The 26,966-nt window shown below is 57.8% G+C and carries 16 protein-coding genes; 5 read left to right on the top strand and 11 right to left on the bottom strand.

Annotated features, from left to right (window positions below; genetic code table 11):
- Positions 1–6: 6 nt before the first annotated feature.
- The 6 genes from MQW23_RS07755 to MQW23_RS07730 all read right to left on the bottom strand — a co-directional run bounded on the left by MQW23_RS07755 (position 7) and on the right by MQW23_RS07730 (position 9,971).
- Entirely contained in the window at positions 7–1,446 is a 1,440-nt protein-coding gene (locus tag MQW23_RS07755) for a mannose-1-phosphate guanylyltransferase/mannose-6-phosphate isomerase (protein ID WP_252107288.1), read from the bottom strand.
- A gap of 47 nt (positions 1,447–1,493) precedes the next feature.
- Positions 1,494–2,870: an undecaprenyl-phosphate glucose phosphotransferase gene (locus tag MQW23_RS07750; RefSeq protein WP_252107287.1), complete on the bottom strand. Its 1,377-nt coding sequence runs from the start codon at positions 2,868–2,870 to the stop codon at positions 1,494–1,496.
- 9 nt (positions 2,871–2,879) lie between these two features.
- A complete protein-coding gene (locus tag MQW23_RS07745) occupies positions 2,880–4,340 on the bottom strand; it encodes a TolC family outer membrane protein (RefSeq protein ID WP_252107286.1) in 1,461 nt (486 codons plus the stop codon).
- Positions 4,340–5,719, bottom strand: a complete 1,380-nt coding sequence (locus tag MQW23_RS07740; protein WP_252107285.1) for an HlyD family type I secretion periplasmic adaptor subunit — start codon at positions 5,717–5,719, stop codon at positions 4,340–4,342. Before MQW23_RS07740 ends, MQW23_RS07745 begins: the two co-directional genes overlap by 1 nt.
- A gap of 1 nt (position 5,720) precedes the next feature.
- Positions 5,721–7,481 (bottom strand): type I secretion system permease/ATPase, encoded by a 1,761-nt coding sequence (locus tag MQW23_RS07735; RefSeq protein ID WP_252107284.1) that lies wholly within the window; start codon positions 7,479–7,481, stop codon positions 5,721–5,723.
- A 153-nt stretch (positions 7,482–7,634) separates the two neighbouring features.
- Complete coding sequence (locus MQW23_RS07730) at positions 7,635–9,971, bottom strand: DUF4214 domain-containing protein (RefSeq protein WP_252107283.1); 2,337 nt, start codon at positions 9,969–9,971, stop codon at positions 7,635–7,637.
- 328 nt (positions 9,972–10,299) lie between these two features.
- On the opposite strand from MQW23_RS07730, the gene MQW23_RS07725 reads away from it, so the two are divergent.
- Both MQW23_RS07725 and MQW23_RS07720 read left to right on the top strand, forming a co-directional pair.
- Positions 10,300–15,078 (top strand): ExeM/NucH family extracellular endonuclease, encoded by a 4,779-nt coding sequence (locus MQW23_RS07725; RefSeq protein ID WP_252107282.1) that lies wholly within the window; start codon positions 10,300–10,302, stop codon positions 15,076–15,078.
- Between the two features lie 145 nt (positions 15,079–15,223).
- Entirely contained in the window at positions 15,224–16,660 is a 1,437-nt protein-coding gene (locus MQW23_RS07720; RefSeq protein ID WP_252107281.1) for a phosphomannomutase, read from the top strand.
- A gap of 77 nt (positions 16,661–16,737) precedes the next feature.
- Here the strand turns inward: MQW23_RS07720 and glyA are convergent, their stop codons facing one another.
- From glyA to MQW23_RS07700, 4 genes are all read right to left on the bottom strand, one after another.
- Positions 16,738–18,003, bottom strand: a complete 1,266-nt coding sequence (glyA, locus tag MQW23_RS07715; RefSeq protein WP_252107280.1) for a serine hydroxymethyltransferase — start codon at positions 18,001–18,003, stop codon at positions 16,738–16,740.
- Positions 18,004–18,139: 136 nt separating this feature from the next.
- Entirely contained in the window at positions 18,140–19,537 is a 1,398-nt protein-coding gene (locus MQW23_RS07710) for a hypothetical protein (RefSeq protein ID WP_252107279.1), read from the bottom strand.
- A gap of 174 nt (positions 19,538–19,711) precedes the next feature.
- Positions 19,712–22,303, bottom strand: a complete 2,592-nt coding sequence (locus tag MQW23_RS07705; RefSeq protein ID WP_252107278.1) for an ABC transporter permease — start codon at positions 22,301–22,303, stop codon at positions 19,712–19,714.
- Positions 22,296–23,111, bottom strand: coding sequence for an ABC transporter ATP-binding protein (locus tag MQW23_RS07700; RefSeq protein ID WP_252107277.1), 816 nt, complete (start codon positions 23,109–23,111; stop codon positions 22,296–22,298). Before MQW23_RS07700 ends, MQW23_RS07705 begins: the two co-directional genes overlap by 8 nt.
- On the opposite strand from MQW23_RS07700, the gene MQW23_RS07695 reads away from it, so the two are divergent.
- The 3 genes from MQW23_RS07695 (at position 23,110) to MQW23_RS07685 (ending at position 26,581) form a co-directional block, all read left to right on the top strand.
- Positions 23,110–23,766 carry an arylesterase gene (locus MQW23_RS07695; protein WP_252107276.1) on the top strand — a complete coding sequence of 219 codons (657 nt, stop codon included), beginning with the start codon at positions 23,110–23,112 and terminating at the stop codon, positions 23,764–23,766. The two genes, MQW23_RS07700 and MQW23_RS07695, sit on opposite strands and share 2 nt — an antisense overlap.
- Before the next feature lie 133 nt (positions 23,767–23,899).
- A complete protein-coding gene (locus MQW23_RS07690; RefSeq protein WP_252107275.1) occupies positions 23,900–24,604 on the top strand; it encodes a transglutaminase-like cysteine peptidase in 705 nt (234 codons plus the stop codon).
- A gap of 66 nt (positions 24,605–24,670) precedes the next feature.
- Complete coding sequence (locus MQW23_RS07685) at positions 24,671–26,581, top strand: EAL domain-containing protein (protein ID WP_252107274.1); 1,911 nt, start codon at positions 24,671–24,673, stop codon at positions 26,579–26,581.
- Positions 26,582–26,606: 25 nt separating this feature from the next.
- Here MQW23_RS07685 and MQW23_RS07680 read toward each other — a convergent pair whose 3' ends face one another.
- Positions 26,607–26,930 (bottom strand): tryptophan synthase subunit beta like protein, encoded by a 324-nt coding sequence (locus MQW23_RS07680; RefSeq protein WP_252107273.1) that lies wholly within the window; start codon positions 26,928–26,930, stop codon positions 26,607–26,609.
- Positions 26,931–26,966: the final 36 nt, after the last annotated feature.

Genomic DNA, 26,966 nt, shown 5'->3' with positions numbered 1-26,966 from the left:
GAACCCCTACTCACGACCATATTTATCGGTGTAGCGAACGATATCGTCCTCTCCCAGGTAAGAGCCCGTCTGGACCTCGATCAACTTCAAGGGAATGACGCCCGGGTTTTCCAGCCGATGCACTGTGCCCAATGGTATATACGTCGACTGGTCCTCGGACAGTAAAAAGCTTCGTAAACTGGAGGTATCGCCATGCCCTTCCCCTTGGGTAACCCGTGCGGTGCCTTCTACGACGACCCAATGTTCGGCGCGATGATGGTGCATCTGCAGCGAGAGCGTTCCTCCCGGCTTGACCACGATTTCTTTCACTTGGAAGCTGTCGGTCAATACCATCGTGCGGTAATGGCCCCAAGGACGATATACCTGCTGGTGCGACTGAAACTCTTTGCGTCCGGCGGTTTTCAAGGCATTGACGATAAGCTTGGTATCCTGAGCGTGGCGACGGTCGGCAACCAGGACAGCATCATCGGTTTCAACGATCACTAGATTGCTCACCCCAACAGCAGCAACCAAGCGCGAGTCACTATATACCAGGCTATTTTGGGTTTCATGAAGCATGACGTCGCCGTGTATCGCGTTGCCGCTGACCGGGTCTTCGCCAGCCCTAAGCTCATGCAACGCATCCCAAGCACCAATATCGCTCCAGCCCGGCGACATCGGCACCACCGCTGCCCGCCGGGTATGCTCCATTACGGCGTAGTCGATCGACTCGCTGCGACACTGGGCAAAGGCGGCCTCATCGATACGCAAAAAGTCCATGTCTTCGCAGCGGGCCTCGAACGCAGCTTGGCAGCTTTCCAAAATGTCCGGGGCATGTTCACCCAACGCCGCAAGAAAGCTGCTCGCTTTGAACAAGAAGATGCCGCTGTTCCAAAGATAATCGCCACTTTCCAAGTACTGCTGTGCGGCTATCGCGTCCGGCTTTTCGACAAAGGCTTCGACCATGAAACCGTTGGATAACGCCTGACCACGCTTGATATAACCATAGCCTGTGTGCGCGCCCGTTGGCGTAATACCAAACGTTACCAGCTGCCCTTTTTGGCTTAGCTCGAGCCCCTGTTCGACGGCTCGGGCAAATGCCTGCGTATCCTTGATGACATGATCGGCGGGCATGACCAAAAGATCGGCCTCGGGATTGGCTTGGCTTGCGGCCAACGCCGCCAGGGCCAAGGCCGGGGCCGTATTGCGCCCGCAAGGCTCAAGGAGGATCTGGCTATTTTTGAACCCTATTTGTTGCATCTGCTCGGCAACCAAAAAGCGATGCTCTTCGTTGCAGACGATGAGCGGCTCACCGGAGTCAGCGACATCATCAAGACGCAACGCCGCTTCCTGCAGTAAACTTGCATCATCGCGGTGTAAATTTAAAAACTGCTTGGGGTAATGCTCACGTGAAACAGGCCAAAGTCTGGACCCGGCGCCCCCTGACAAAATAACTGGTAAAATCATCCTTCCTCCTTGAAACAAATCACCAGGCATATCAACGACCAGCCGTATTAGGGCTGACCATTCACAAACCCTCGTGTGAGCGTCATCGTCAAAATTTGCAAATCAAAACCCAAAGACCAGCGCTCGATATAGTAGAGGTCGTATTCTACCCGTTTTGCCATCAGCTTGACGTCATCGGTAATCCCTCGCAAGCCATTCACTTGTGCCCATCCGGTCATGCCTGGCTTTACGCGATGGCGCTGCATATAAATGTCGATATGGTCCTTATAGTGGTCATTATGATCCATCGCGTGCGGCCTTGGCCCTACCAGTGACATACGCCCCTGCAACACGTTATAGAGCTGGGGCAATTCATCCAGGCTGGTTCGACGCAAAAAACGCCCTACGCGCGTCACGCGCGGGTCCTGATGAGAGGCCTGCTGAATGTGAGTACTTTCATGCAGGTGCATGGTACGAAACTTGTAGATCTTGAATCGTTTGCCATCAAGGCCGTGGCGCTCCTGCTTGAATAGCACAGGCCCGCCCATGCTCCAGCGTATGGCGACGGCAATAGCAATCATCAGCGGACTAAATAGCACGAACAGCGCTAGTCCCAGCACGCGGTCTTCAAGTGCCTTGATGACTTTCATGGGGCCATTGAGTGGCGTGTAGTTCAGCTCTAACGAGTAAAGTCCCGCTACTTGAGTAATGCGGTGGTTGAGCAACCGAACATCCGGTAAATCGGGAAAAAAACGAATGCTGGCCGGAATACCCGCCAGCAGGCGCGTCAAATGGCGGACGCGGTTGCCCTGCTCTAACGGATAGCCCAGCCAGATCTCATCGAAGTTACGCTGAAATATGTTGGACTTTGCAAACGCCGCCATGCGCTGAAAAAACGCGCCGCCCCCCTCATCAGGATGATGTTCGATCACTTTGTAGCCAGCCTGGGGCATCGATGCGATCTTCTTCTCCAGCTGGGTGATGTTTTCCCGTTTTCCAACCAGCAGCACACGCTTGAGATTGTGGCCCTGAGCACGCAGTCGACGCAGATAAATATAGAGTAGCGTGCGCATGGCGCTACCCACGCCCAGCACCGCTAGGGCGGAAACGCCCATCCATAGCCGTGAGAAGCTATGTGTCTCCTTGATGGCTACCAACAGAAGGCTAAGCAGCCCAATGGTTGCAAGCCAAGCAACCAGATAGATGCCTAGCATGGTATAGAGACTGCGACCGCGCCAAGGCTGATAAAGCTCGAAAAGCTCACCTACCGCCGGAAACAATAGGCTACCAATGAGAATAAAAAACAGATAATCATTACCCTCGATATCAATATGTGGCATCGAAGAGAGCACGACCAGTGATACCATTACGGCAATGCTGGCATCGAAACAGCGCATAGCGCGGCGCAGCCATTCACTACCTTGACTTGCTTTTATGACGGCCATAGCGGCTGGCTACCGAGCGACCTGTGCAACGGTGGACATGGAGGCGAGCAGCGTCATGATCCGATCCAGATCCTGACTCTCCAAGCTGCCGACGGCTGCGTGCAGCGATAACAAATCCAGAGCATAGTTACCTACGGTATCGACATACTGAATGCGCTGATCATAAAAGCTCGAACGCGCATCCAAAACGTCGACCAAATCCCGAAGGCCCAATTGCTCGCCGCGCTCAGCGGCGTCCAAGAAGAGTTGACTCGATTCAATGGCACGATTCAGGGCCTCGAGGCGGCGCTGACCACCATTGAGCGCTCTCACTCGTCGACGCACCTCTTGAATGGCCAGGTTGCGCTCGTTGTCAACAGTGGCCTGGCTTGCTTCAATCCGTTTTTCACCCTGGCGAACACTGGCGTTGGTATAACCGCCCCGATAGATAGGTACGCTGACTTCGACACTTGCCCGGTAATCTTCGCTTTCGCGGTAAGGATCATCGCTATCGCGATCAGAATAGCTAACGTTGAGGTTGAGCTCAGGATAGTAGCCCGAGCGGCTGACACTTGCGTTTGCCTGCGCAACCTTCTGCTGTTCATCGGCCAGCAGTACGTTCAAATTCTGCCCGGTACGCGAAAGCCAACCATCCACCTCGCCGATTTCGTCAGTAAAGGTGACATCACCAAGCTCACCCGGCGAGCCACTGGCAAAAGTCGGCATCACGCCGGTTAACCGTTCAAGCTCGCTCAAAGCATTATCCAACTCGTTTTCTGCCTCGACCGCATCGGAAACCGCTTGGTCGTAGCGCGACTGCGCCTCTAAAAGGTCCACGCGATTACCGATCCCCAAATCGAAGGCACGATCGGCCTGGCGGACCTGCAAATCCAGCGACTCTTGCTGGGCTTCCAAAAGCCCCAACCGTTGGGCAGCCAAGTAAGCGGTGACATACGCTTCACTGACCTGAAGCGCCAGCTCCTGTTCGACGACGGCCAAGCGCAGCTCGGCGGCACTGACCTCAGCGTCGGCGACATCGACGCCCCGCCACCGTTCGAGACTAAACAGAGGCTGCTGCAGTTGCACTTGGTAGAAGGTTTCGTCGACTTCTTGAGGCCGATCTGGATTTTGGGGAATACCCAGCTCCTCATCACCAACAGTTTGCAGGTTGGTAGAGTCTTGCCAAAGATAACCGCCGCTTGCCGAAACCTGGGGCAATAAACGTGAGCGGGCCATGGGAATTTCTTCGCGCGTGGCCTCGAGTTCCAACCGCTGCCTGGAGAGGTCCGAGTCGTGTTGGAGTGCACGTACGAACAAGCCGGGTAAAGATGGCAGCGTCTGAGGCTCATCGGCGCCGGCATCGGAAAGCGTTGAAAATTCACTCAATGCTTGCGGGTCAGCGGGCGTATCAATTTGCGCAAGTGCTGAGTAGCTAGTCAGCGCGATGGAAAACGCAAGTGCACTTAGCGTAAAACGTGATGTTTTTATCATTAGTCCTCCCTGATGGCACGCGCTAGCATATCGGTAACCGGCTTGGCGATATAGCTTGCAAAAGTCCGCTCACCAGTACGAATCATCACTTCTGCTGGCATGCCCGAGAGCAGCTGCATTTGCTCGGTCATATCTTTTTGACCTTCATCAGTAACCTTGATGCGCGTTTTATAATAGCGCTGGCCAGTCGCTTCATCTTCGAAACTGTCGGCACTGATATGAATGATTTCACCGTCGACCTGGCTTGTTAACCGCTGATTGAACGCCGAAAAACGGATTTCGGCAAATTGACCTATGAACAGACTATCGATTTCCCGGGTGGGCACGCGTGCCTCCACCACGAAGCCGTCGTTGGAAGGCACGACGTCCATGATCGTATCACCGGGACGAATGACTGCCCCAATCGTGTGAACTTGCTGACCCACTACTGTTCCGGAAACCGGTGCGCTAACGACCGTCCGGTTCACCTGATCTCTCAACGAGGTAATTTGTTCTTCCGCCTCGGCGATTTGAGACTGTGCAGTACGCAGCTGCTCACCGATTTCAGCCTGAAACTCCTGCCGAGTGGTTTCCTTTTGTAGTCGGTTTTCGCTGATTTGAGAACGCAACTGAGCGATGTTCGCATGGAATTCGGCGTTATCGCCTTCGTACTGCAGTATCAGGCGCTCGAGCTCACGAAGACGCTGATTGTCCCCCAACCCTTCACGATATAGCGAGCGGAAATCCTCAGCTTCGGCGCGCAGAGAACTGATCCGCTGATTATTCACACGAATACGCGACTCGAGACCTTCTATCTGCTCCTGCATCTGAACGATCTGCTCGTCCATCGCTTCCATCGAGCTATTAAACGACTGGCGACGTGCCTGGAAGAGGCCTTGCTGTACTGCGGTTACCCTCTGCACGCGCTCGATATCGATGCTGCTGAGTTCTTCGGGCATTTCCAGTATGTCCTCGCCTTGTTGTTCGGCGAGTAACCGCGCTTCCATGGCGCGGTTGATATAATACTGGGACTGGGCAATTTCCAGCTGAGAGCGAACCTGCGTATCGCTTAGTACCACTAGCGGCTGCCCGGCCTCGACATGGTCGCCATCGCTGACCAAAAGCTCGCGCACGATACCACCTTCAAGATGTTGGACGGTGCGCTTGAACGACTCCATGGAGACATTGCCAGGTGCTACCACGGCAACGGCGAGAGAAGCGGTCACCGACCACAGTACGAACCCGCCCAGGGCAATAATCAAAATGGCGTAGCCAAGCTTGCGATAGCCCTTGTCGCTGGTAGGCAGTACCTCTTCAGCTTCACCGTCTATGGTGGCAGGACCTTGCGGCGTGACATCTATTTCATTTTTTGCCGGAAGCTGCTCGTTGTGTTTGCTCATCCTACGACTCCTCGCTGCCACCGTTGCGACCGCCAGAAATCGCAGAGAGACGTGTCGAGCTCTGCTGGCTTACCTGGGGGCGCGATTTTTTGGCAAACTGGGCAAGTACCTGGTCTCTTGGACCAAACATGCTCACTTGCCCCTCTTTCATGACCAATAGTTTATCCATAGACTTGAGCACGCTGGTGCGGTGGCTGATCACAAACAGCGTAGTGCCTTCCCGTTTCAGGCTAGCAATGGCGTCACTCAAGGCACGTTCGCCGGCATCATCGAGATTGGCGTTGGGTTCGTCCAGCACCACCAAAACTGGATTGCCGTAGAGCGCACGCGCCAGCCCCAGGCGCTGACGCTGCCCTCCTGACAATGCACCGCTATTAGAAGAAATGACGGTGTCATAGCCATTGGAAAGTTCAAGAACCATTTCGTGAACGCCCGCTTTTTTGGCCGCCGCTACCACTTTCTCGGGGCTGACTTGGCCAAAGCGAGCAATATTTTCACTGATTGTGCCATCGAAAAGCTCGATATCCTGGGGTAGATAGCCAATATAGGGGCCAAGCTCATCGCGGTTATACTGATTGATTTCGCCGCCATCCAGACGCACGTCACCAATCTGAGTTGGCCAAATACCCAGCAGTACCCGAGCAAGTGTTGACTTGCCCGCAGCGCTAGGGCCAATGATACCGACGTGCTCGCCCTGGGCGACGCTGAAGTTGATTCCACGAATCGTTGCCATACGCGATCCAGGAGGCGCGGCGGCAACGTTTTCGAGATCGATAACGCCTTGTGGGGCAGGTAGCGGCATGTGCCGATCTTCGCTGGGGATTTGCTCGAGCAGGTCGTTCAAACGGCTATAAGCTCCCCGGGCTGCCACAAACCCTTTCCAGCCGCCGATCATCTGATCGATAGGCGCGAGCGCGCGCCCCATCAAAATCGAGCCGGCAATCATCATACCCGGACTCATATCGCCATTGAGGACCAGCAAAGCACCCAGACCAAGAATCAGCGACTGAAACATCAGACGCAATACCTTGGACGTATTGGTCAAAGCGCCAGCGCGGTCACTGGCTTGGGATTGTTTGGCTAGAAACTCGTGATGGCGTTTGGACCAGCGCCCCATAATGCCAGGCAGCATACCCATGGCGTGAAGCACTTCCGAATTTCGCAGATTGGAGTTCGCCAGATTCTGTGCCTGAATTTGTTCGCTATTAGCTTCAGCTAAAAGCTTTTTAGTCGATTTTTCGTTGACGACCGCCAAGACAAATAAAATGATACCTGCGCAGGTAGCGAAAATACCGAGCCAAGGGTGGAAAACAAACAAAATTCCCAGATAAATTGGCACCCAAGGCGCATCGAAGAATGCAAACAACCCGTTGCCTGTTAAAAACTGACGCAAACTGGTCAAGTCATTTAGCGGCTGAGCACTTTGAGCACCCGAAGCTACCAGGCTGCGCCGAAACATGGCGCTGTAAAGGCGCTGGTTGATCGTAGTATCCAAGCGGTTACCGATTCTCACCAGCATGCGGGATCTTACTAATTCCAGCCCACCCATGACCATAAAGAGAAAGACGACTACCAGCGTCAACATTAACAAGGTGTCAAAACTTCGGGTGGTTAAAACGCGATCATAGACTTGGAGCATGTACATCGGTGGGACAAGCATCAGTAGATTGACAAACATACTGAAAAAGCCCACCGACACGAACGAACCTTTACAGGCGCTCAGAGCACGCTGTAGATCCGTTGCTTCCTGTTGATTTGCCATGGAGGGGTCACCGTAAAATCAATAAAATCACGCGAGTTAGAATCGCGGAAGCATAACAGAAACGCCCCTGCCAGGGGTAGGGGCGTTGCGTTTGCGGGCTCGAGCCGAAGAGCGTAGCAAACTCTTGGGGAGAGGAACGTTTAGCTAAACGCTTTATCCAAACAGCATCATGCTCTCCTCGGACTCTATGAAGCCAACCATTACGTTGCCTTGATCGACTCCATTAGCCATCTCATCGAGCCAGTATTGCTTGCCGGCCGCATCCGATTCGCGTTGGAGTACGTTAGTGTACATCAGTTCAATGAACGCATCATTTTGAATGCCGGAGTTCTGAGCCGCAAACTCCCGGGAAGCTACGAAACTGTTGGCGATATCACCAAGCCCTGCGGTTTCGCTGACGTCAAGCCAGTAGCCCAAGCCGGTACCGTCCGCTTCGCGATCAAAAGCGGCATCGTACAGGCGTAGCAGCGGGTCGACCGTATCGCCGAGCACGGCATCGTCGCGGAAAGCCAGATTTTGAATGCGCGTATCTTCACCGACCGGTGTTTCGGCTTCATTAAAAGGCGTTTCGCTGTACATCGCCCCCATGTACTCGGCAAAGGCGTCCTGCTCGGTACCTTTGTCGGCGAAGTCGAACTTACCATCCAGGTCATAGGCTTCGACAAGATCGACGCGGTCGAGATAGTTGCCCTCGAGCGGGTAGTCATCGCCACCATCAGCCATAAAGCCAAGCGTGACCACCTTCACACTCTCTTCGGCGTTACCCACCAAACGGCCGTTGGCGACCAGAACATCGTGAATCTGACCATCATCGTTCAAGATAGCGGCGCTTTGAATGCGCTCTCCGGCGGGCTGCTCCCAGTCGAAGCTGTACTGGATACCGCCCACTTGGGCAAACTGACCGGCGGTGACATTCGGCGCAGAAGCTGCGACGGCATGCTCGAGCACATCCAGCAGCGTGCTACGCGTCAGCGTCAAAATGGCAAGGTCATTATTGAAGCGTAGCGCCGAGCCAGCATCGAGCTGGGATACGCCGCCTTCCGGCTTACCGATTGCCGGATTCGCACCCGGCGGCTGGTAACTGGGCTCGCTATCGCCCCCTTGCACCACGACGTCACCAATGGGCTCGCGGATGCCGCCACTATTTTTGAAAGAGACCATGACATCGCTGTCGACCTGTTTGGCATACCAGAGATTGGCGTCAGCCGTCAGGTTACCAAGGTTGGACTCTTCGGTTCTCACTGTACCTCGGTCACCGTTCAAGTAAACATCGGTGAGCCCCAGAATATTGCCATCCTGCACTTCGACGAAATCACCGACAGCACCGACCAAATCTTGTGCAACCTGCCCCTTGGTGCCTTCTGCAAACGCGGCCTCGAGGCTGCCCCATAGCGCTTCGACCTGCTCGTCGGTAGAGGCGTAAATACCAGAGGTCGCCGGGTCAATCGACTCAGGAATGATGTTGCCGTTTTCATCAAATTCGACCACGAGTTGCGCCACGTAGCGCCAGCCCGCATCAGTATTAATGACCACGACGTCATTACCGGAGGCATCCTGGGTCAGGATCGGGTAGGACTTGTAAGGCTCGCCGGCGCCGGGGAAAAGACCACGGTCGATATCCTGCTCATTGGCGAGCAGAGTATTAGACCCCCCCGCAATCACGACATCCACACCATCCAGCAGCGTGGCAAGCTCTTCTTCGAACTGAATCTGCTGCAGGTGCGAGCTTAAGATGATCTTGTTGACACCACGCGCCTCGAGCTCGTCGATCACCGGCTGAATCACACCCGCCAGCTCCTGCATGTCGTTGCGTCCACCGGTAATGACATCGACATCGCCCGTAGATGAGATGCTCTCGAGGATCTGCGTCGTGATACCAATAATACCAATTTGCTCACCACCGCTTTCAGCAATGACCGCCGGCGCAAGCTTGGGCTTATCGGCACCGGCTAACACTTCCTCCAGCGTGGACTGAAACGCTTCGCTGGAAAAAATTTCGTTGGTTGCCAGGCCGCTGAGCGCCACATCGTTGGAGAAGTCCAGGTTGGCGGAAAGATAGGGGAATTGAGCCCCCAGCCACTCGACATCCGCAGCGCTGTCGCCGTTAGTGACCGGCGCGATCATGTCGGCAATCAACCCCGTGCCCAGGTCGAATTCGTGGTTACCAAGAGCAACGGCTGCAGCGTCGATCAAGTCTATCAATAGCGTCTCGACACGGCCCGATGCGGCTGTTATACCGCCCATGGAGCCCGCTTCCAGCCCATACACATCTTCCACCGCCGTTTGAAAGGCCGACTGCAAGCTCTCTTCCGCCGCCGCGTTCAGGTAAGGCCCCGGCAAAACCAGATCGCCCGAGCTCACAAACAGGCTATTAGCGTACTGATCTTCCAGATGATCGACTATCGAGATGAAGTTCGGCGCATTTAGTAGATCGCCCCCACCCCCTTCCATATCCGAGGCGTGCAGAAGCTGTAGCTGAAAGTTGCTCATGTTCGATCCCTTCAATTTTTAGTAGCGGTTTTTAGCGGCGGTTGGCCAAGCGAACTTACAAAGCAAAGAGATATTAGCGAGCCAACAATGACGAAAAGATGACGCTTTCGATAAATCTCGTTCGATACACACCTAACCATACGGCGGAGAATGCTTTGATATTCATCCGCTTGAAATAAAACCCACACGATCGCGTCACGATATCGCCATATTAAAGCGATACGTTATTTCACTTACTGGTAACAACTAGAAACCTTAGAGCAATAAAAACGGAAATTATTTTTTTCGTTTTTCCAACTCCTGCGTAACTGCTGCAAGGGCTTTCTCGATGGAATATCAAACGATCGTTACGTCGCTTTATCAAACGCTTTTACTGCGTGAACCCGATGAAGCCGGGTTGAGCTATTGGGTCGAGCTGTTGGAAAACGGCACGCTCGATACCGGCGGCGTCGCGCAGAACCTGATGATGGGCAACGAGTTCGATAGCGCTATTCAGCCGATCGTCGACCTTTACAAAACGTACCTGCTACGCCCCGCCGACATCGACGGCCTCACTTACTGGGTCGACATGCACCGCCAAGGGTTAAGCATCGATGAGATCGCCGCCAGCCTGCGAAGCTCTGCGGAGTTTGAGTCGATCGCCAATCAGGATTCGACGATCTGGTTGAACCAGGCCTACTCGACCTTTTTGGGGCGCTCGCCGGATGCCGAAAGCACCGATTTTTGGCTTGCCCAGTTCGCCTCGGGCGTCTCCAGGGTGGACGTTGCGCAAACATTGGCTCAAAGCCATGAAAGCCAGCAGCTAAAGTCTGCTCAAACGCTTTCTGCCTTGAGTAACGTTGATGCCTCCGGTGCCGACTTCGAAACAGTGTTGGGCGATATCACACGCCGTATCGAAAATGAAGCCGAGACTCCCGAAGAGCCCAACGAGCCGGTCGAGGAACCCGAAGCTCCAATAGAAGAGCCTGGGGAACCGACTGAAGAACCCGATGCACCGGTCGAAGAGCCCGACGAGCCAACCGAGGAGCCCGAAGCGCCGATCGAGGAACCCGACGAACCGATCGAGGAGCCTGAAGCGCCGATCGAGGAGCCTGAGGAGCCAATCGAAGAACCAGAAGAACCGATCGAGGAGCCTGAGGAGCCGATCGAAGAACCCGAAGAGCCAGTTGAAGAGCCAGAGGAGCCAGTTGAGGAGCCCGAAGAGCCCGAACAGACGCCACAGCCCGGTTTTCAACTCGGCGAACGCTACTTCCAGGGCGCGTCCGACGCTTCCGCCGCCGTCGCTATTAGCGAAACGCTCATGCTGGTCGCCGACGATGAGGACCAGATCCTTCGTCTTTATGATCGCGACGCTGGGGGCGAGCCGGTCAAGTCGTTCAACCTCAATCAAGCACTTGGCCTAAGCGAGGGCCAGGAAGCGGACCTCGAAGCTGTGGCGACTCATCAAGGAGTTCAATACTGGCTGGGCTCGCACCAGAGCGGCCAGCGCTCGATGGTGTTCGCAACCGAGGTTACCGGCAGCGGCGACGATCTCGAGATCAACGTGGTCGGTCAGTTCACGGATCTCAGTGAGCAGCTTTTGAGCTGGGACAGAGGCAATGGCCACGGGCTTGGCGAAAGCGCGCTGAAGCTCGACCTGGGCATCAACGTCGAAGGCGCGGTGTTCATCGACGACGCGCTCTATCTTGGACTACGCGCTCCGCTGGATGACGGCTTTGCGCAGCTTATCCCGGTCGATAACGCCGTCGAACTCGTTAACGGCTCGGCGTCAGAGGCCGGCTTCGGCACCCCGCTTCGCCTGGATTTGGACGGCCGCGCGGTGCGTGCCATCGAGCCCGCCGGCGATCAGGGCTACCTGATTCTGGCCGGCCCGGAAGACGACAGTTTGGAAACCGGTTTTAGCCTGTATTTCTGGGACGGCGATCACGCGGTGCGTGAAATCGAAGGCGTCGATCTCAACACGATTCCCGGGGCTATTGGCGCCAAGCCCGAAGCGCTTTTCGATATCGCGGTCAGCGATGAAGGCGTCTCCGCGAGCGTGCTGTTCGATAGCGGCACTGTCGACTGGTTCGAAGATGGCCGCGAATCCAAGGATCTCCCGGACGCTCAGCAGCAATTCATCGGCCTCGATATCGCCTTTGATGCCCTGCCAGATACGACCCCTCGCCCCGGGGATATCGCTATCATCGCGGTCAGCGGCAGCGACAAAGAGTTCCAGTTCGTTGCGCTCAGGGGTATCGCTGAAGGCGCCGAGATTACCTTTACCGATTCCGGCTGGCAGGGGGATGGCTTTCGTGCCAATGAAGGCGCCGTCAAATGGACCGCCCCGGAAGGCGGCGTGGCCCCGGGTACGGTAATCTCTGCTCTCGAAAACGCCGATCAGTTCACCAACGCCAACAGCCCAGCCGTGGGTAACAACGGCTTCAATCTGTCGACCAGCGGTGACCAGGTCATCGCTTTCGTCGGCGAAGACATCGATCCCTCATTTATCTACGCGGTGCAAACCAATAGCGGCGAGTGGCAGGAAACAGCTTCAAGCTCCAACGACTCCGGCCTGCCCTCGGGTTTGGAAGAGGGTGTTACCGCGGTCGCGGTCGGCCAGGTACGTAACGCCGCCTTTAATAGCGACGGCTACGGCACCGCCGAGGAGCTTTTGACAGCCATCGGCAACCCCGATAACTGGGAATTCGCCAGTAATGCCATGCCGGAAGGGCTGACTCAGACCTTCCGCATCGGCACCATGGAAACGCCCTACGTACCGGGCGAGGCCGATATCGGACTTGCGATCACCGAAATCTGGCCCGGCCAATCCGGCTCGGACATCACCGAAGACTGGTTCGAAATCACCAACCGCTCCGATGAGACGCTGGATTTCACCAGCTCACCGCTTTACTACGACGATGACAGCGCCTCGCCTCAGGATGCCGTGCGCATCGAAGGGCTGACCACGCTGGCGCCGGGGGAATCCGCCATCGTTATCGTTGACGGCGGTGTTGAGGCGGTCGCCGAGTTCCGCACCGCCTGGAGCAATTTGGGCGGTATCGAGTCGCTCAAGATCGGTTTCGCCGATGACGCCGCGGGCCTTGGCAGCGGCGGCGATGCGGTCACGCTTTGGCAAGGCGACCCGCGTATCGATGGCAACCGCATTGGTTTCGAAGCCTACCCGGATACGTCTGACTACGATGCGGCGTCCTGGAACGTCGACCGCCAAGCCTTTACACAGTCGGATGAAGAAGGTGCGCTCCCCTCCAACGCATTGGGAGGTGACGCTAATGATGTGCCCGCCCTCGCCTCGCCGGGTGCGGCGGTCGAGCCCGAGGTCGCGCTTACTCTGATCTCGACGGTACAAGGTGAAAGCGGTACCAGCTCGCTGGACGGCGAAAGCGTCACGCTGGAAGCGATCGTCACCATGGTGACACCTGGTCTTGACGGCTTCTTCCTGCAGGAGGAGGACGCAGACAACGACGATAACCCGAACACATCGGAGGGAATCTTCGTCTACGCCGGTAGCGGCAGCGCTGAATGGCTGGCTACGCTTTCGGCCGGCGATCAAATTCGAATCGGCGGCACGGTGTCAGAGTATTACGACAAAACCCAGCTGACCGCCGACAGTTCGAGTCTGAAGATTCTTCAACACGATCAGCCCCTGCCGCAAAGCAAGGTCATCAAGCTTCCGTTCATCAATAAGCAGGGGTTGGAAGCGTTCGAGGGCATGCGCGTCGCCATCGAAGCGATGGACGGCCAGCCGCTGGTCGTCACCGAGCTTTATGAGCTAGGCCGTTACGGCACCGTCACGCTTTCCGCGGGCGGGCGTCTGGAGCAGTTCACCGAGGTCAACGCGCCGAGCGTCGAGGGCTATCAGGCGTGGCTTGACGACGCCGATGCACGCACCATCAAGCTTGATGACGCCAATTCGGCTCAAAATCCGGACCCGGTCATTTTCGGACGAAACGGCGAGGAGCTTTCGGCGGATAATCCGCTACGCGGCGGTGACACGCTGGACACGCTCGAAGGCGTGCTGGATTTCAGCTTCGACGACTGGAAAGTGCAAAACGTGGACGGCCTGGACTTTCAAGGCACGGAGCGCCCGGCAATGCCGGATGCGGATGCGCTGGGCGATGCAACGGTCAAGGTAGGCTCGTTCAACGTGCTCAACTACTTCAATACGCTGGGTGATAGCGGCCAATCCACGCGCACACTGGATGGCACCACGCATTCGCCGCGAGGTGCCGACAACGCCGAAGAATTCGCCCGTCAGGAAGCCAAGATCGTCGAAGCGATCAACACCAGCGGCGCTGATGTGCTTGGGCTGATGGAGATCGAAAACAACGGTTATGGCGACGATAGCGCGCTGGCAAGTTTGGTCAACGCGCTCAACGCCGACAACGCAAAAAAAGGCATCGAAGGGGTCACCTGGGCGTACAGTATTCCACGGGATGCCAATGGCGATATCGTCAGCGCCGGGGACGATGCCATCACCGTGGGCGTTATCTACAATAGCCAGGCGGTCACGCCCGAAGGCGCCGCCGCCACCAAAATCGATGGCGCGTTTGGTTATGGCAATCGCCCGCCGGTAATGCAGACGTTCAGCGATGAAAACGGTGAGCAGTTCTCGGTGGTCGTTAACCACTTCAAATCCAAGGGCAGCGTGATCAATAACGAGAACGCCATTGGAGATGGCCAAGGCAACAACAACCCGACCCGCGTCGAGGCAGCGAAAGAGCTAAAGGAGTGGCTGGCAAGCAATCCTACCGGCAGCAGCGATCAGGACGTGTTGATTCTGGGCGACTTGAACGCTTATGCCATGGAGGATCCCGTCACGACATTGGTCGATGGCGGCTTCGAGCTGCTCGACGAAGACTATAGTTACGTCTTTGACGGTTTCTGGGGCTCGCTTGACCACGCGCTGGCAAGCGAGTCGCTGGCTCCCCAAGTCACAGGCACCACGACCTGGCACATCAACGCGGACGAAGCGAGCGCACTGGATTACAACACCGATTTCACCAGCGACCGCCAGGATGCAAACCTGTACGCGCCGGATGCGTTTAGAAGCTCCGACCACGATCCCATTTTGGTCGGTCTGAATCTGGAAAGCGGTGAGTTCTAACCCCCTCTTTGGCTCCATCATTGGCCCCCGCACCCGCGGGGGCTTTTTTGTCTTTGGGGTTATAAGAGGCGCTTTGCTTCGATAGCAAAATGCTACCATTGCGCACTATTATTTGCCCTGTGTCATTTCTAAAAGGAGCGCACTCTTGAATTCCCCCCTTTTCACCTCATACGTTATCGAACAGAGCGGTATCGCCTTTGGTACCAGCGGCGCGCGCGGCCTGGTCGAACAATTTACCGATGAGGTTTGCGCCGCCTTTACCGCTGCTTTCATCAACGCTATGCAGGGCTCATTTCGCTTCGAGCGCATTGCTATTGGAATGGACCGCCGCCCCAGTAGCCCAGCCATGGCCGCTGCCTGCACTAGCGCCGCCAAAACACTCGGGCTTGCAGTCGACGATTATGGGGTATTGCCGACACCAGCACTAGCGCTTCAAGCGATGAAGGATGGAGTGCCTTGCATCATGATCACTGGTAGTCATATTCCGTTTGATCGTAACGGTATCAAGTTCTATCGCCCGGATGGCGAAATCACTAAGGCCGAGGAGTCCGCTATTTTATCGGCGAAGGTCGAATTGCCTTCTTTTTCGGCGCCTGCCCGTGAGGCGCTTTCTGACGCGGCGAACGAAGCCTACGCCGAGCGCTATACCCGCTGGTTCGTTGATCAGCCGCTCAAGGGGTGGCGTGTAGGACTTTACCAACACTCCGCAGCCGGACGAGACTTGAGCGCCTATATTCTAGATGCCTTGGGCGCCGATGTCGTCGTGCTAGGTCGTAGTGATGCGTTCGTACCGGTCGATACCGAAGCCGTCAGCGCTGACGACCAAGCCAAGGGGCGCGCCTGGACACAGCAGCACGGCCTGAACGCGCTGCTTTCAACCGACGGTGACGGTGATCGGCCGCTTTTGGGCGATGAAACCGGCAACTGGCTCAGAGGCGATATCGTGGGGCTTTTGTGCGCAAGAGCGCTGGGTATCGAGGCGCTGGCAGTACCGATCAGCTGCAACACAGTCATCGAAGCGTGTGGGGCGTTTAAAAAAGTGGTCCGCACGCGCATTGGCTCACCGTTCGTGCTCGAAGGCATGGCATCGTTGTCGGATACGTTCTCAAGCGTTGCCGGGTTCGAAGCCAACGGCGGCTTTTTGCTTCAAACCCCATTACAAAAAGAAGGCCGTACGCTGGCCGCCCTGCCCACTCGCGACGCGTTGCTACCGGCGCTTACACTGATGGTAGAATCCGCCCGAAAAGGCCAAACGCTTTCGGCGCTCAATAAAGCGCTACCCGAGCACTATACCGCCAGCGACCGGCTCAAGGCGTTTCCCGTGGACAAGAGCCGAACCTTACTGGAGCAGTGGTCTGAATCGCCGCAAAAACTGCAGCGCTCGCTCGGGCTTTTGGGGGACATCACCGCTATTGATACGACCGATGGCCTGAGGGTGACGTTTTCAAACGGTGAGATCGTTCATTTGCGCCCTTCCGGCAACGCGCCGGAGCTTCGCTGTTACGTTGAGGCAGGCTCTTTCGAACGCGCAGAAAAACTAGTAAAGCAAAGCCTCTATAAGCTTTCTACGCTTGGCGCATAATTAAAATGGGTGCCGACCAGCGGCACCCATCATATTTTTAGCACTGTCAACGCACGTTGCTAACAGCCTTTCAAAGCTTATTTATAAACCGGAAGCTTCGCACACACCTTGGCCACTTTGCCGGCGATTTCTTCCTCGACGGCGGTAGTATCGTCACCGGATGCGAGTACGTCGAGCAGATCGCAGATCCAACCAGCAAGCTCGGTGCACTCTTCTTCCCCGAAGCCGCGAGTGGTGACCGCCGGGGTGCCGATGCGCAGGCCCGATGTGACGAAGGGGCTTTGCGGGTCGTTGGGCACGGCGTTCTTGTTGACGGTGATGTGCGCACGGCCAAGCGCGGCGTCGGCATCCTTACCGGTCACGCCTTGCTTGACCAGCGAGAGCAAGAACAGGTGATCTTCGGTACCGCCGGAGACGATATCGAAACCGCGGTCGATGAACACCTTCGCCATGGCCTGGGCGTTTTTGACCACCTGCTGCTGGTAGGTCTTGAACTCCGGCGCCATCGCTTCCTTGAAGCAGATCGCCTTGGCGGCAATGACGTGCATGAGCGGGCCGCCCTGGCCGCCGGGGAACACTGCAGACTGCAGCTTCTTCTCGATCTCGGCGTCGTTTTCGGCGGAGAGAATCACGCCGCTACGCGGGCCGCGCAGGGTTTTGTGGGTGGTCGAGGTGACCACGTGGGCGTGGGGCAGCGGGCTTGGGTAGACGCCTGCAGCGACGAGCCCTGCCACGTGGGCCATGTCGACCAGCAGGTAGGCGCCCACTTCATCGGCAATTTCACGGAACTTGGCCCAGTCAATGATCTGCGAGTAGGCGGAGAAGCCGGCGATGATCATTTTCGGCTGGTGCTCGCGGGCAAGCTTGGCCACCTGGTCATAGTCGATCAAGCCCTGGTCGTTCAGGCCGTACTGAACGGCGTTGTAGTGCTTGCCGGAGAAGTTCGGTTTGGCGCCGTGAGTCAGGTGGCCACCAGCGTCCAGGCTCATACCCAGGATGGTGTCACCGGGGGTGACCAGCGCCTGGAATACGGCGCTGTTGGCCTGAGAGCCGGAATGCGGCTGGACGTTGACGTAGGTGGCGCCAAAAAGCTCCTTGGCGTAGTCGATCGCCATGTTTTCGGCGATATCCACGAACTCGCAGCCGCCGTAGTAGCGTTTACCCGGGTACCCTTCCGCGTACTTGTTGGTCAACTGGCTGCCCTGGGCCTCGAGCACGCGCGGGCTGGCGTAGTTTTCGGAGGCGATCAGTTCGATGTGATCTTCCTGACGCGCCACTTCCTTTTGCATGGCGTCAAAAAGCGCATCATCGAATCCGGCAATGGTCATATCGCGGCTGAACATGGGGCAAACCTCACAGGCTAGGGCATCGAAAAAAGCAAGGCGGCCATGATACCTCAGCCAGACACGACTTTCATCGCATCCGCCTCACGGCCATGATGAGCAAAGCTCATACAGACCCGGTAGCGCTTAGCTGGCTTTACTCGAGCTCGACGCTGATATCGTATCTTTCATTCCAATAGTGTGGGCCCATCAACCACTCGCTCACAAGGATACCCTTAGGAAAGATCATATCAATCGTCATACGCTCGGCGTCTTCTTGCATGAGAGTGAGCATCGCAAGCAAAATTTCATCAATCCCGGGAGCGGCTTCTTCAGCTATGAGCATGAAGTCTCGACGATGCAGACGCAGCGCTTCTTCGGTACTTATTCCCAGACTGTCTGATAGCAATTGAAGTATTCGAGGAAGCAGGCCTTCATCGTCATAGGTCAGTGAAGCGTTTCCACCATTGATCTGCGCCAAATCGAGGTACTGATTATCATCGAGCACAAAATTCGGTTCGATGCCGTCCGCCAATTGCAGCCGGGCACCCAAGTCGTACTCCACTCTGCCCGCGCCGGGTATGAGAATATTACCCGCGGTGTCCAGCACTCGCTTGTTGCCCTCGCCAAGACTTGAGTGATGCTCAATGGAAAAGTGCAGCTGGTCACGCTCGCCGACGAACGCGTTATAAACCATGCTCAACTGTTCGCCTTCCCTGGCAGGTAGCTGCTCGAGCCATGGCCTCAAGTCGGCAAAGCCTCCATACACCCCCATAGCACCATCGAACGGATCACCGTCCAGCCAGAGTCGATCAAAGCCAACGTGCCAAAGCTCACTGTCAAGCTGCATCTGACCAACCTCAAAGTTACCCATATGATCAACGTGCTGGCTTGGCCATTCGAAGTCCTGAAGGCCCAGCGTTTCGATACTCAGCTCGGTGGCGCTACCGCTTTGAGAGTCCAGTATGATATGAGACTCTATCCCATGCGCATTCAACTGCTCCACACCTTGCTGCGTGACGCCCGAGGCCCTTAGGGCATCGATGACGATGTTCTGTGCCGAGACATTAAAAGGTCCATCACCGAAAGATTGATTGGGCACGCTCATCCGAAACCCCGTTGCCTCGATGTCATCGAATCTGAAATCCGGCTCATCCAGTACGCTTAAAAAGCGCACGGCATGTTCCGGATGGACAATACGAAGCGTCTCGAGTGTCACCCCGTCTTCACCGATCGCCGGATCGTTCAAGACAACGTCCTGCAACGAGATCGCCGCCGGCGCGTCGTAATCGCCTTCAACGGTATAGCGGCCGATAGAGACTGAGGTTCCATCGGGCCGCTGTGCCGCAATATCCTCGGCGACATGAGTCCCCTGTTCGGCATCTTCGTAAACGCGCGAGAACGTGACTTCGCCCCCGTCACGGCTCAGCCGCTCGCGTAGATCGCCCTCGAATGCTTGAGACGATGCATTGGCCAAGGTCGAAACACCCAGCAGTGCAGCAGCGCTCCAGTACATCCACGCGCTGCGTTTCGAACTATTCCTTTGTACCTGCATGCCGTGTCCTCGTTTGATCCCGTGTCTCGAACGATCATCATCGTTATTAACCAAGCGCTTATATTGCCAAGCGCAGCGGCGTTGTCAAAGAGCACCACACAACCCCGGCTAGCCAACAGGCTGAAAGGAAAATTAATTCAACAAAAGAGTTTGGCCAAAGAGTCAGGCAAGCATTCAGGACTCCCCCATAAGCCCCAAACTCGCCGCTGGCGCCTGACGGCGAAGGCTGTGCGACAACGCGTGGCCGATCAGGCCGATCAGGGCGGCACCGCCCAGCGGCAGCAGGAGCCATAGCGTCAGGTGCAGCCGCGGGGTCAAATCGAGCCAGAAGAGATAAAGCGCGGCGCTGGCCACCTCGGCCAGAAACGCGCCCATGAGGCCGCTTGCAAGCCCCAGTAACGCATACTCGGCGCCCTGCACGCGGGAAATCATCTTATTGCCCGCGCCGAACACGCGTAAAAGCCCGCTTTCGTGGGCGCGCACCGGGCGGCTGGCGGTCAGCGCCGCGTACAGCACGCTGACGCCGGCCAGCAGTACCAGCATAAGAATCAGCTCGACGGCGCGAGTGACCTGCCCCAGCACCTCACGCACCTGCCCTAAAATTGCATCGACGTTCAAAAGCGATACCCCGGGAAAATCGCGCACCAGTTGCGTGATTAAATCCTGTTCGCGCTCCGGCAGATAAAACGCGGTGATGTAGCTGTGGCCAAAGGCTTCCAACACGCCGGGCGGGAAGATGACGAAGAAGTTGGGCTTGAAGCTGTCCCAGTTGAGGCTTCGAAGGCTTTCGATGCGGGTGTCGATCGTCTCGCCGCCAATGGAGAAGGCAAGCGTATCGCCCAGCGTCAGCCCTAGCCGGTCGGCCAAGCCCTGCTCGACGGAAATCGGTACGGTGGTGCCCTGCTCGGCGGTGCCCGGCATGGAAGCGCTCGCGGGCCTGGCGTCGACTTCGCTCAAAAACCCCTGAGGCTCGCTGCGCTGGGCGTCGAACCACTGGCCGGCGATTACCTCGTTGCCCTCGGGTAGCGTTGCCTGCCAGGTCAAATTTAGCTCACGACGCAGCGCGCCGTCTCCGCGGGCCTCGACGGGCACGGCCTCTCGCGGTGGCGCGCCGTTGATTGCCGTGATACGCCCGCGCACCATCGGATAAAGCGCGCTCTGGGTATCCACTCGGGGCGTGATGGCGGCATCAAAAGCGTCGCGCTCGCTGGGCTGAATGTTGATCGCAAAATAGTTGGGGGTTTCATCCGGCAGTTGATCCTGCCAGGTCGTGAGCAGATCGCCGCGCACCAGGGCGATCATCGCCATGGCAAAAAACGTGACGGAAAACGCCAACAGCTGGCCCATGCCCGCTTGTTTACGCCGAGCGAGCTGGCGACCGCCAAGGCGAAATGCCTGGCTCCAGGGCGTTGCGCCGGAGAGCCTGGCCACTGCTTTCAATACCAGGCTGAGCACCAAAGCGCTGGCCGCCCACAGCACGCCAAGCAGCGCCCCACCGCCGAGCAGCAACCCGGCCGCCAAGGGTAGGCTTCCGGAATACAGCCACAACAGCCCGCCAAACACCACGCCGGCGACACCCACAACGAGCCAGGCCGCCGGCGGCAGCGGGTCGAGCTCGCGACGCAGCACTTTTAGCGCGCTGACCTGCTTGATGCGCAAAAGCGCCGGCCCGGCAAACCCGACCAGCACGGCCAGCGCGGTCAGCACGCCAAGGCCCAGCGGCATCACTCCGGGTGGCGGCAGCGTTAGCGGCAAAAACTGCGCGAGTAGCCATAAAAGTACCGCTTGCCCCACTAGCCCGATCAGCGCGCCCAGCAGCGAGGCGATCAGCGCAAGGCCCAGTAGCTGAAGCGCGAAAATAGTGACGAGCTGCGCCTGGCTTGCGCCAAAGCAGCGCAGGAGTGCGGCGGTATCCAAGTGGCGCTCGACGTAGCGCCGGGTCGACATGGCCACCGCGACGCCGGCCAAAAGCACCGCCACCAGCCCCGCCAGCCCCAGATAGCTTTCTGCCCGGGCCAGCGCGTTGCCCAGCTGCGGCCGGTCGACCCGCACGTCGCGCACCTCGACCCCCGCTTCACGCAGCTCGTCCAGCAGCGGCTGAACGCGCTCGAGCGCGGCGGGCGGGCCGGCGGCCAGCAGCTCGAATTCGATACGCGAACCCGGCTGGAGCAGGTTGGTCGCCTCGAGATCCTGAGTGTTGAGCATCAGCCGCGGGTTGAAGCTGCTAAAACCGGCGGACTGGTCGGCCTCGCGCTCGACGATCCCGGTCACGGCAAGCGTTAGCTCGCCGACCTGAACACGCTCGCCCAACTCAAGCTCGAGCAGCTCGAACAGGCGCGGGTCGGCCCAGGCCTCGCCAGGGGCGGGGCCGGCGGGTATTTCCTCGGTGCCGTTGCCCCGGTCCACCAACGTGGCGCCATAATGCGGGTAGACCTCGTCGACCGCCTTGAGGCTCGCGGGTTGAAACCGCTCCCCCTGGCTGATCATCGACACCAGATCGACTTGGTCGCTGAGCGAAAAGCCCGCTTGCTCGAGGGTTTCGCGCAGCGCATCGTCGAAGGGTTCGCGCTGCTCGAGCACCAGATCGCCGCCCATCATCTGGCCCGCTTGGCGCTCCAGGCCGCGCTCCAGCCGATCCAGGAAAAACGCGATCATGGTGGACGCCGCCACGGCCAGGACCAGCGCGATAAAGAGCGCGCGTACGTCCGAGGCGCGTAGATCGCGTTTGAGACTACGCGCGGCCAGGCGCCAATTGACGTTACTCATCGCCACCGCCGGACAGGGCCTGTTCGGGCTCGAACGCCGTGAGCCGCCCGCCTTCCAGCCGCAGGCAGCGGTCGCAGCGCCGCGCCAAGGCGTAATCGTGGGTGACGAGAATCAGCGTGGTATGCGCCTGGCGGTTCAAGCTGAACAGCAGATCGATGACCTGAGCGCCGGTGTCCGGGTCCAGATTGCCGGTGGGCTCGTCAGCGAATACCAGCTCCGGATCGGTCACGAAGGCGCGGGCGATGGCCACGCGCTGCTGCTCACCGCCGGAGAGCTGTTTCGGCAGGTGCTCGACGCGCTCGGCAAGCCCTACTCGCTCAAGCCAAGCGTGCGCCGCTTGGGTTTCACCGGCGCGAATCGATAGCTCCAACGGCAACAGCACGTTTTCAAGCGCGCTAAGCGTGGGCAGAAGCTGAAAGTTTTGAAATACGAAGCCCACCCGCCCGGCGCGCAGCGCCGCGCGGCCATCCTCGTCCAAACGGCTCAAGGGGTGGCCGAACAGGCTCAGCTCGCCGTCGCTGGGCGTGTCGAGCCCGGCTAAAATGCCTAAAAGCGTCGATTTCCCGGCACCGCTTTTACCCAAAATCGCTACCGTTTCGCCGTGGGCCACGCAAAGCGAGAGATCCTTTAAAATGGTCAGCGCCCGTTCGCCGCTTTTGACCTGTTTGCAAAGGCGCTCGGCGAGCAGCACCGGCGGCCCCTGATGCGTATCGCGGGCGTGTGCCTTGGCCGTCTCATCGGTTAAGCTTGAGCGCTCGGCTTCCGGTTGAGAGGAAGTCGTCGAATCCTTGTCAGAGGAGTAGGACATGAAGCGTGGCATCCCTTTAATGTGGCATCGGCTTACCTGCATGGTAACCGCCGGGCTGGTCGCACTGATAGTGCTCTTTCACCCCGGTCTTGCCGGTGCCGAGTCGCGCCCGACGCTTCTGGTGATGGGTGATAGCCTGAGCGCGGCCTACGGGATCGAGCAGGACCAGGGTTGGGTACGACTACTTGAGCGCCGCCTTGAAGATGAGGCGCAGGTGGTGAACGCCAGTATTAGCGGTGAAACCACCGGCGGCGGCCTGGAGCGTTTCGAAAACGTGCTTGACCAGCACGCCCCGGACATCGTGCTGCTGGAACTGGGCGGCAACGACGGCCTGCGCGGGCTACCTCCGACGCAGATGCGCGAAAACCTGGCCGGAATGATCGAGCAAAGCCAGTCCGCCGACGCCCAGGTGCTGTTGCTGGGCATCGATATCCCACCCAATTACGGCCAGGCTTATCGCGACGCCTTCACCGGCGTGTATCGCACGCTTGCAGACGAGTACGACGTGACGCTACTCCCCTTTTTGTTGGAGGGCATCGCCCTGGATCGCGCGATGATGCAAAGCGACGGCATTCACCCGACCGCTGAGGCCCAGCCGCTCATTCTGGAGAACGTATGGCCGCTGCTCGAACCGCTGCTTGAGCAGGAGCATTAGCAAGTGCCTCGACGCCTTCCATGGCACTATCACTAAAATATTAATTTTTTCCGTCATTTTTATAATGAGTTATATAGCACTGATGCACGCCAGCTTGTAATCTTAAGCTTCATTCGACGATAGCTGGGCGTTTATGCCTCGATGCTCCTCCTCTACCCATGCGGGCCTGACCCGGCGGACGTTTCTGGCGTCCGCCGGGCTTTTGGCGCTGGGCGCGGGGCTAGGCCTGTACCCTTTTCAGGCATCGGCGTTCGACCCGACGCGGCTGCGTGAGCGTATGAGGTCGATGTACGGCCAAGCGGGGCTCAATGTCCTCGAGGGATGGTTTGCGCTTTTGCAGCGCGCTGCGGGCCAGGATATTCAAACGCAGCTTCGTGAGGTGAACGATTTCTTCAACCGTAACGTCCGCTGGGTTGACGATATCGTCGTTTGGGGGCAGGAAGATTACTGGGCCACGCCGCTCGAGGCTATGGGTAAGGGCCAAGGCGACTGCGAGGATTATGCGATCGCCAAATACATTACGCTCAAGCAGCTCGGGGTTCCCGGCGAGCGTCTTCGCATGATTTACGTACGCGCCCGTATTGGCCGAAGCAGTATTACCCAAGCGCACATGGTGCTGGGTTACTATGATACCCCAAGCGCTGTGCCGTTGGTTCTCGATAACATGGCGCCATCGATTTCGCCCGCGTCACAGCGTACCGATCTCGACCCGGTATTCAGCTTCAACAGCGAAGGCCTCTGGGCCGGCGGCTCGTCGCAATCGCGCGCGGATCCCTTGGCGCGCCTTTCGCGCTGGCGTAGCGTGTTGGAACGTATGCAATCTCAAGGCTTTCTCTAAAGACCGCGCAGGAAGGTTTTTCATAAGGGCTTTTAATAAAAGCTTTCAATAAAAGGACGTGCCGTTATGTCGCTTATCAAACAGCTTTGGCTGGCCATCACCGGGCTTTTGCTGCTCTCCTTTGTTGGAAGCCTTGCGATCAGCATCACCACTAGCCGCGCTTACATCGAGCAGGAAATCAGCATCAAGAACGAGGATAACGCCACCGCTCTGGCGCTCTCCATGACGCAGCTCGATAAGGACCTGGTGATTCTCGAGCTACTGATCTCGGCGCAGTTCGACACCGGCTATTACCAGCAGATCGTACTGCGCGACACCGACGGCAGCGTATTGGTCGAGCGTGTGGCAAGTGAGTACCAAGGCCACGTGCCCGGCTGGTTTCGCCACCTGATCGACTTTGACATTCCGCCGGGCACCGCCACCATTCAGGAAGGCTGGCAGCAGTACGGAACGCTAACGTTGCAAAGCCAGTACAGCTTTGCGTACCGGGCACTGTGGCGAAGCTTCATGGAGCTGGCGGCCTGGTTCATCGCGGCAGGGATAGCAAGCCTGGCCGTGGCGGCGGTGATCGTCAGTACCATCAAGCGCCCGCTCAGTCGTGTAGTTGAACAGGCGCGCAATATCAGCGCGCGACGCTTTACCACCATCAAGGAGCCGCGTACCCGCGAGCTACGCGAGGTAGCGCGTGCCATGAACGTGCTCTCTCACAACGTGCGCCAGATGTTGACCCACGAAAGCCAAAAGCTCGATGAGTTACGCCGCGACCTACAACACGACGCACTCACCGGCGCGCTCAACCGCGGGGTGTTCATGACCCGACTGGCGGCACTTTTGGATAGCGACGATGCGCGGGCGACAGGGCTTATGGCGATCGTTCGCGTGGAGGATCTGGTGGATCTGAACGACCGCCTCGGCCACGATGCCACGGACAACCTGTTGAAGGGGTTGGTGGGTCAGCTGGCTACACTCGATACTACTTCTGAAGAGACGTTGATCGGCCGGCTCAACGGCAGCGATTTCATACTGGCAGTACCGTTTCAAACCGACGCCGACGAGCTCAGCACTCGCTTAAAACATGCGCTTGCGACGCTAAGACCGGCGAGTGACACGATAGAACTTCGCCTGCCGGCGGCGATTACCAGTTACGCATCCAACGATGAACGCAGCGACCTGATGGCCACGCTCGACACGGCGCTGGCAGAGGCGGAAAGCGCTCAAGGGAGGTTGCCGGTCGTGGTGCGCGAACGCGAGCGTCAGCCGCTTTTTGCCACCCACGCGGCGTGGCGCACGGCGCTGGACGCGGCGCTGCTTCAAGGCCCCGAGCTTGGCCGCTTCCCGGTGTTGGACGCTCAGCAAAATGTCCTGCATTACGAAAGCCCGGCCCGGCTGCAATTGGCCGAGCAGTGGCAAAGCGCTGGGGTCTTCATTCCTTGGCTTGCGCGCTTTAATCTAGAGCCTGCGCTGGATATGGCGGTCATTAAGCAGGCGTTGGAGCAGCTTCGTCAGGACCCGGATCAGTGGCTGGGCATCAACCTTTCGATCGCCGCCATCACCGACGCTCGTTTCGTCAACGAACTACGTACCCTGCTGGAGAAAAACGCCACCCTCGCCCCCAGACTCTGCTTCGAAATCCCCGCGACCCTCGATTCGCGTGCGCTGGCGAGTATGCGCGGTTTCTGCGCCACGCTCAGACACCTTAACTGCCAGTTCGGTATCGAGCATGTGGGATCAGAGTTCACCAAGCTTGCCGAGCTTCACGATGTGGGGCTCTCCTACCTGAAGGTGGATTCGAGCCTGGTGCGCGACATTCACGCCTCCTCTGAGCAGCAGAGCATTCTGCGTGGCCTGACCACGCTTTGCCACTCATTGGGCATCGTGGTCATCGCCGAGGGCGTGAAATCCGAAGAGGAACTGGCCCAGCTTTTGCGCATGGGGATCGACGGCGTTACCGGACCGGCAATACGCGCGCCGGCCTGACCACGCCGCAGTTATGGCGGCGGTATCAGATGATCCCGCCGTCCTCGCCGATCAAATTGATGTTGTTCTTGGCCCGCAGCGATTTACGCTGCATCACCTTGTTCTGAGCCGCCTGGGGCAGGTCGGTGAATGAAATCACCCCCTTGTCCAGCAGTACCTCCATCAAGTCCTCAACCACACGCACGAAAGCCAAATCCGAGGCGAGAAAGTTCGCTTTTGCACCGGGCTCGTTGGCCAGAAACGCCAGCACCTGCGGGTCGTCCGCGCTCACCTGCTCAGAGGATTCGCTGGTCGCTTCCTTACTTAGTGTCACGATGTCGCCGTCGGCATTGCGTTTGATATAGAACATGGCAACCCCCTTCTTTCGTTAAACAGAATTCAAGGT

The organism is Halomonas sp. S3-1-1, from assembly GCF_023757625.1.
GTDB lineage: Bacteria > Pseudomonadota > Gammaproteobacteria > Pseudomonadales > Halomonadaceae > Vreelandella.
This window is presented reverse-complemented; position numbering and strand designations above follow the sequence as displayed.

What these genes read in the sequence shown, in the direction of transcription:
- MQW23_RS07755 (WP_252107288.1), bottom strand. Translation starts at nt 1,446, where the DNA reads ATGATTTTACCAGTTATTTTGTCAGGGGGCGCCGGGTCCAGACTTTGG.
- MQW23_RS07750 (WP_252107287.1), bottom strand. Translation starts at nt 2,870, where the DNA reads ATGGCCGTCATAAAAGCAAGTCAAGGTAGTGAATGGCTGCGCCGCGCT.
- MQW23_RS07745 (WP_252107286.1), bottom strand. Translation starts at nt 4,340, where the DNA reads ATGATAAAAACATCACGTTTTACGCTAAGTGCACTTGCGTTTTCCATC.
- MQW23_RS07740 (WP_252107285.1), bottom strand. Translation starts at nt 5,719, where the DNA reads ATGAGCAAACACAACGAGCAGCTTCCGGCAAAAAATGAAATAGATGTC.
- MQW23_RS07735 (WP_252107284.1), bottom strand. Translation starts at nt 7,481, where the DNA reads ATGGCAAATCAACAGGAAGCAACGGATCTACAGCGTGCTCTGAGCGCC.
- MQW23_RS07730 (WP_252107283.1), bottom strand. Translation starts at nt 9,971, where the DNA reads ATGAGCAACTTTCAGCTACAGCTTCTGCACGCCTCGGATATGGAAGGG.
- MQW23_RS07725 (WP_252107282.1), top strand. Translation starts at nt 10,300, where the DNA reads ATGGAATATCAAACGATCGTTACGTCGCTTTATCAAACGCTTTTACTG.
- glyA (WP_252107280.1), bottom strand. Translation starts at nt 18,003, where the DNA reads ATGTTCAGCCGCGATATGACCATTGCCGGATTCGATGATGCGCTTTTT.
- MQW23_RS07710 (WP_252107279.1), bottom strand. Translation starts at nt 19,537, where the DNA reads ATGCAGGTACAAAGGAATAGTTCGAAACGCAGCGCGTGGATGTACTGG.
- MQW23_RS07705 (WP_252107278.1), bottom strand. Translation starts at nt 22,303, where the DNA reads ATGAGTAACGTCAATTGGCGCCTGGCCGCGCGTAGTCTCAAACGCGAT.
- MQW23_RS07695 (WP_252107276.1), top strand. Translation starts at nt 23,110, where the DNA reads ATGAAGCGTGGCATCCCTTTAATGTGGCATCGGCTTACCTGCATGGTA.
- MQW23_RS07700 (WP_252107277.1), bottom strand. Translation starts at nt 23,111, where the DNA reads ATGTCCTACTCCTCTGACAAGGATTCGACGACTTCCTCTCAACCGGAA.
- MQW23_RS07690 (WP_252107275.1), top strand. Translation starts at nt 23,900, where the DNA reads ATGCCTCGATGCTCCTCCTCTACCCATGCGGGCCTGACCCGGCGGACG.
- MQW23_RS07685 (WP_252107274.1), top strand. Translation starts at nt 24,671, where the DNA reads ATGTCGCTTATCAAACAGCTTTGGCTGGCCATCACCGGGCTTTTGCTG.
- MQW23_RS07680 (WP_252107273.1), bottom strand. Translation starts at nt 26,930, where the DNA reads ATGTTCTATATCAAACGCAATGCCGACGGCGACATCGTGACACTAAGT.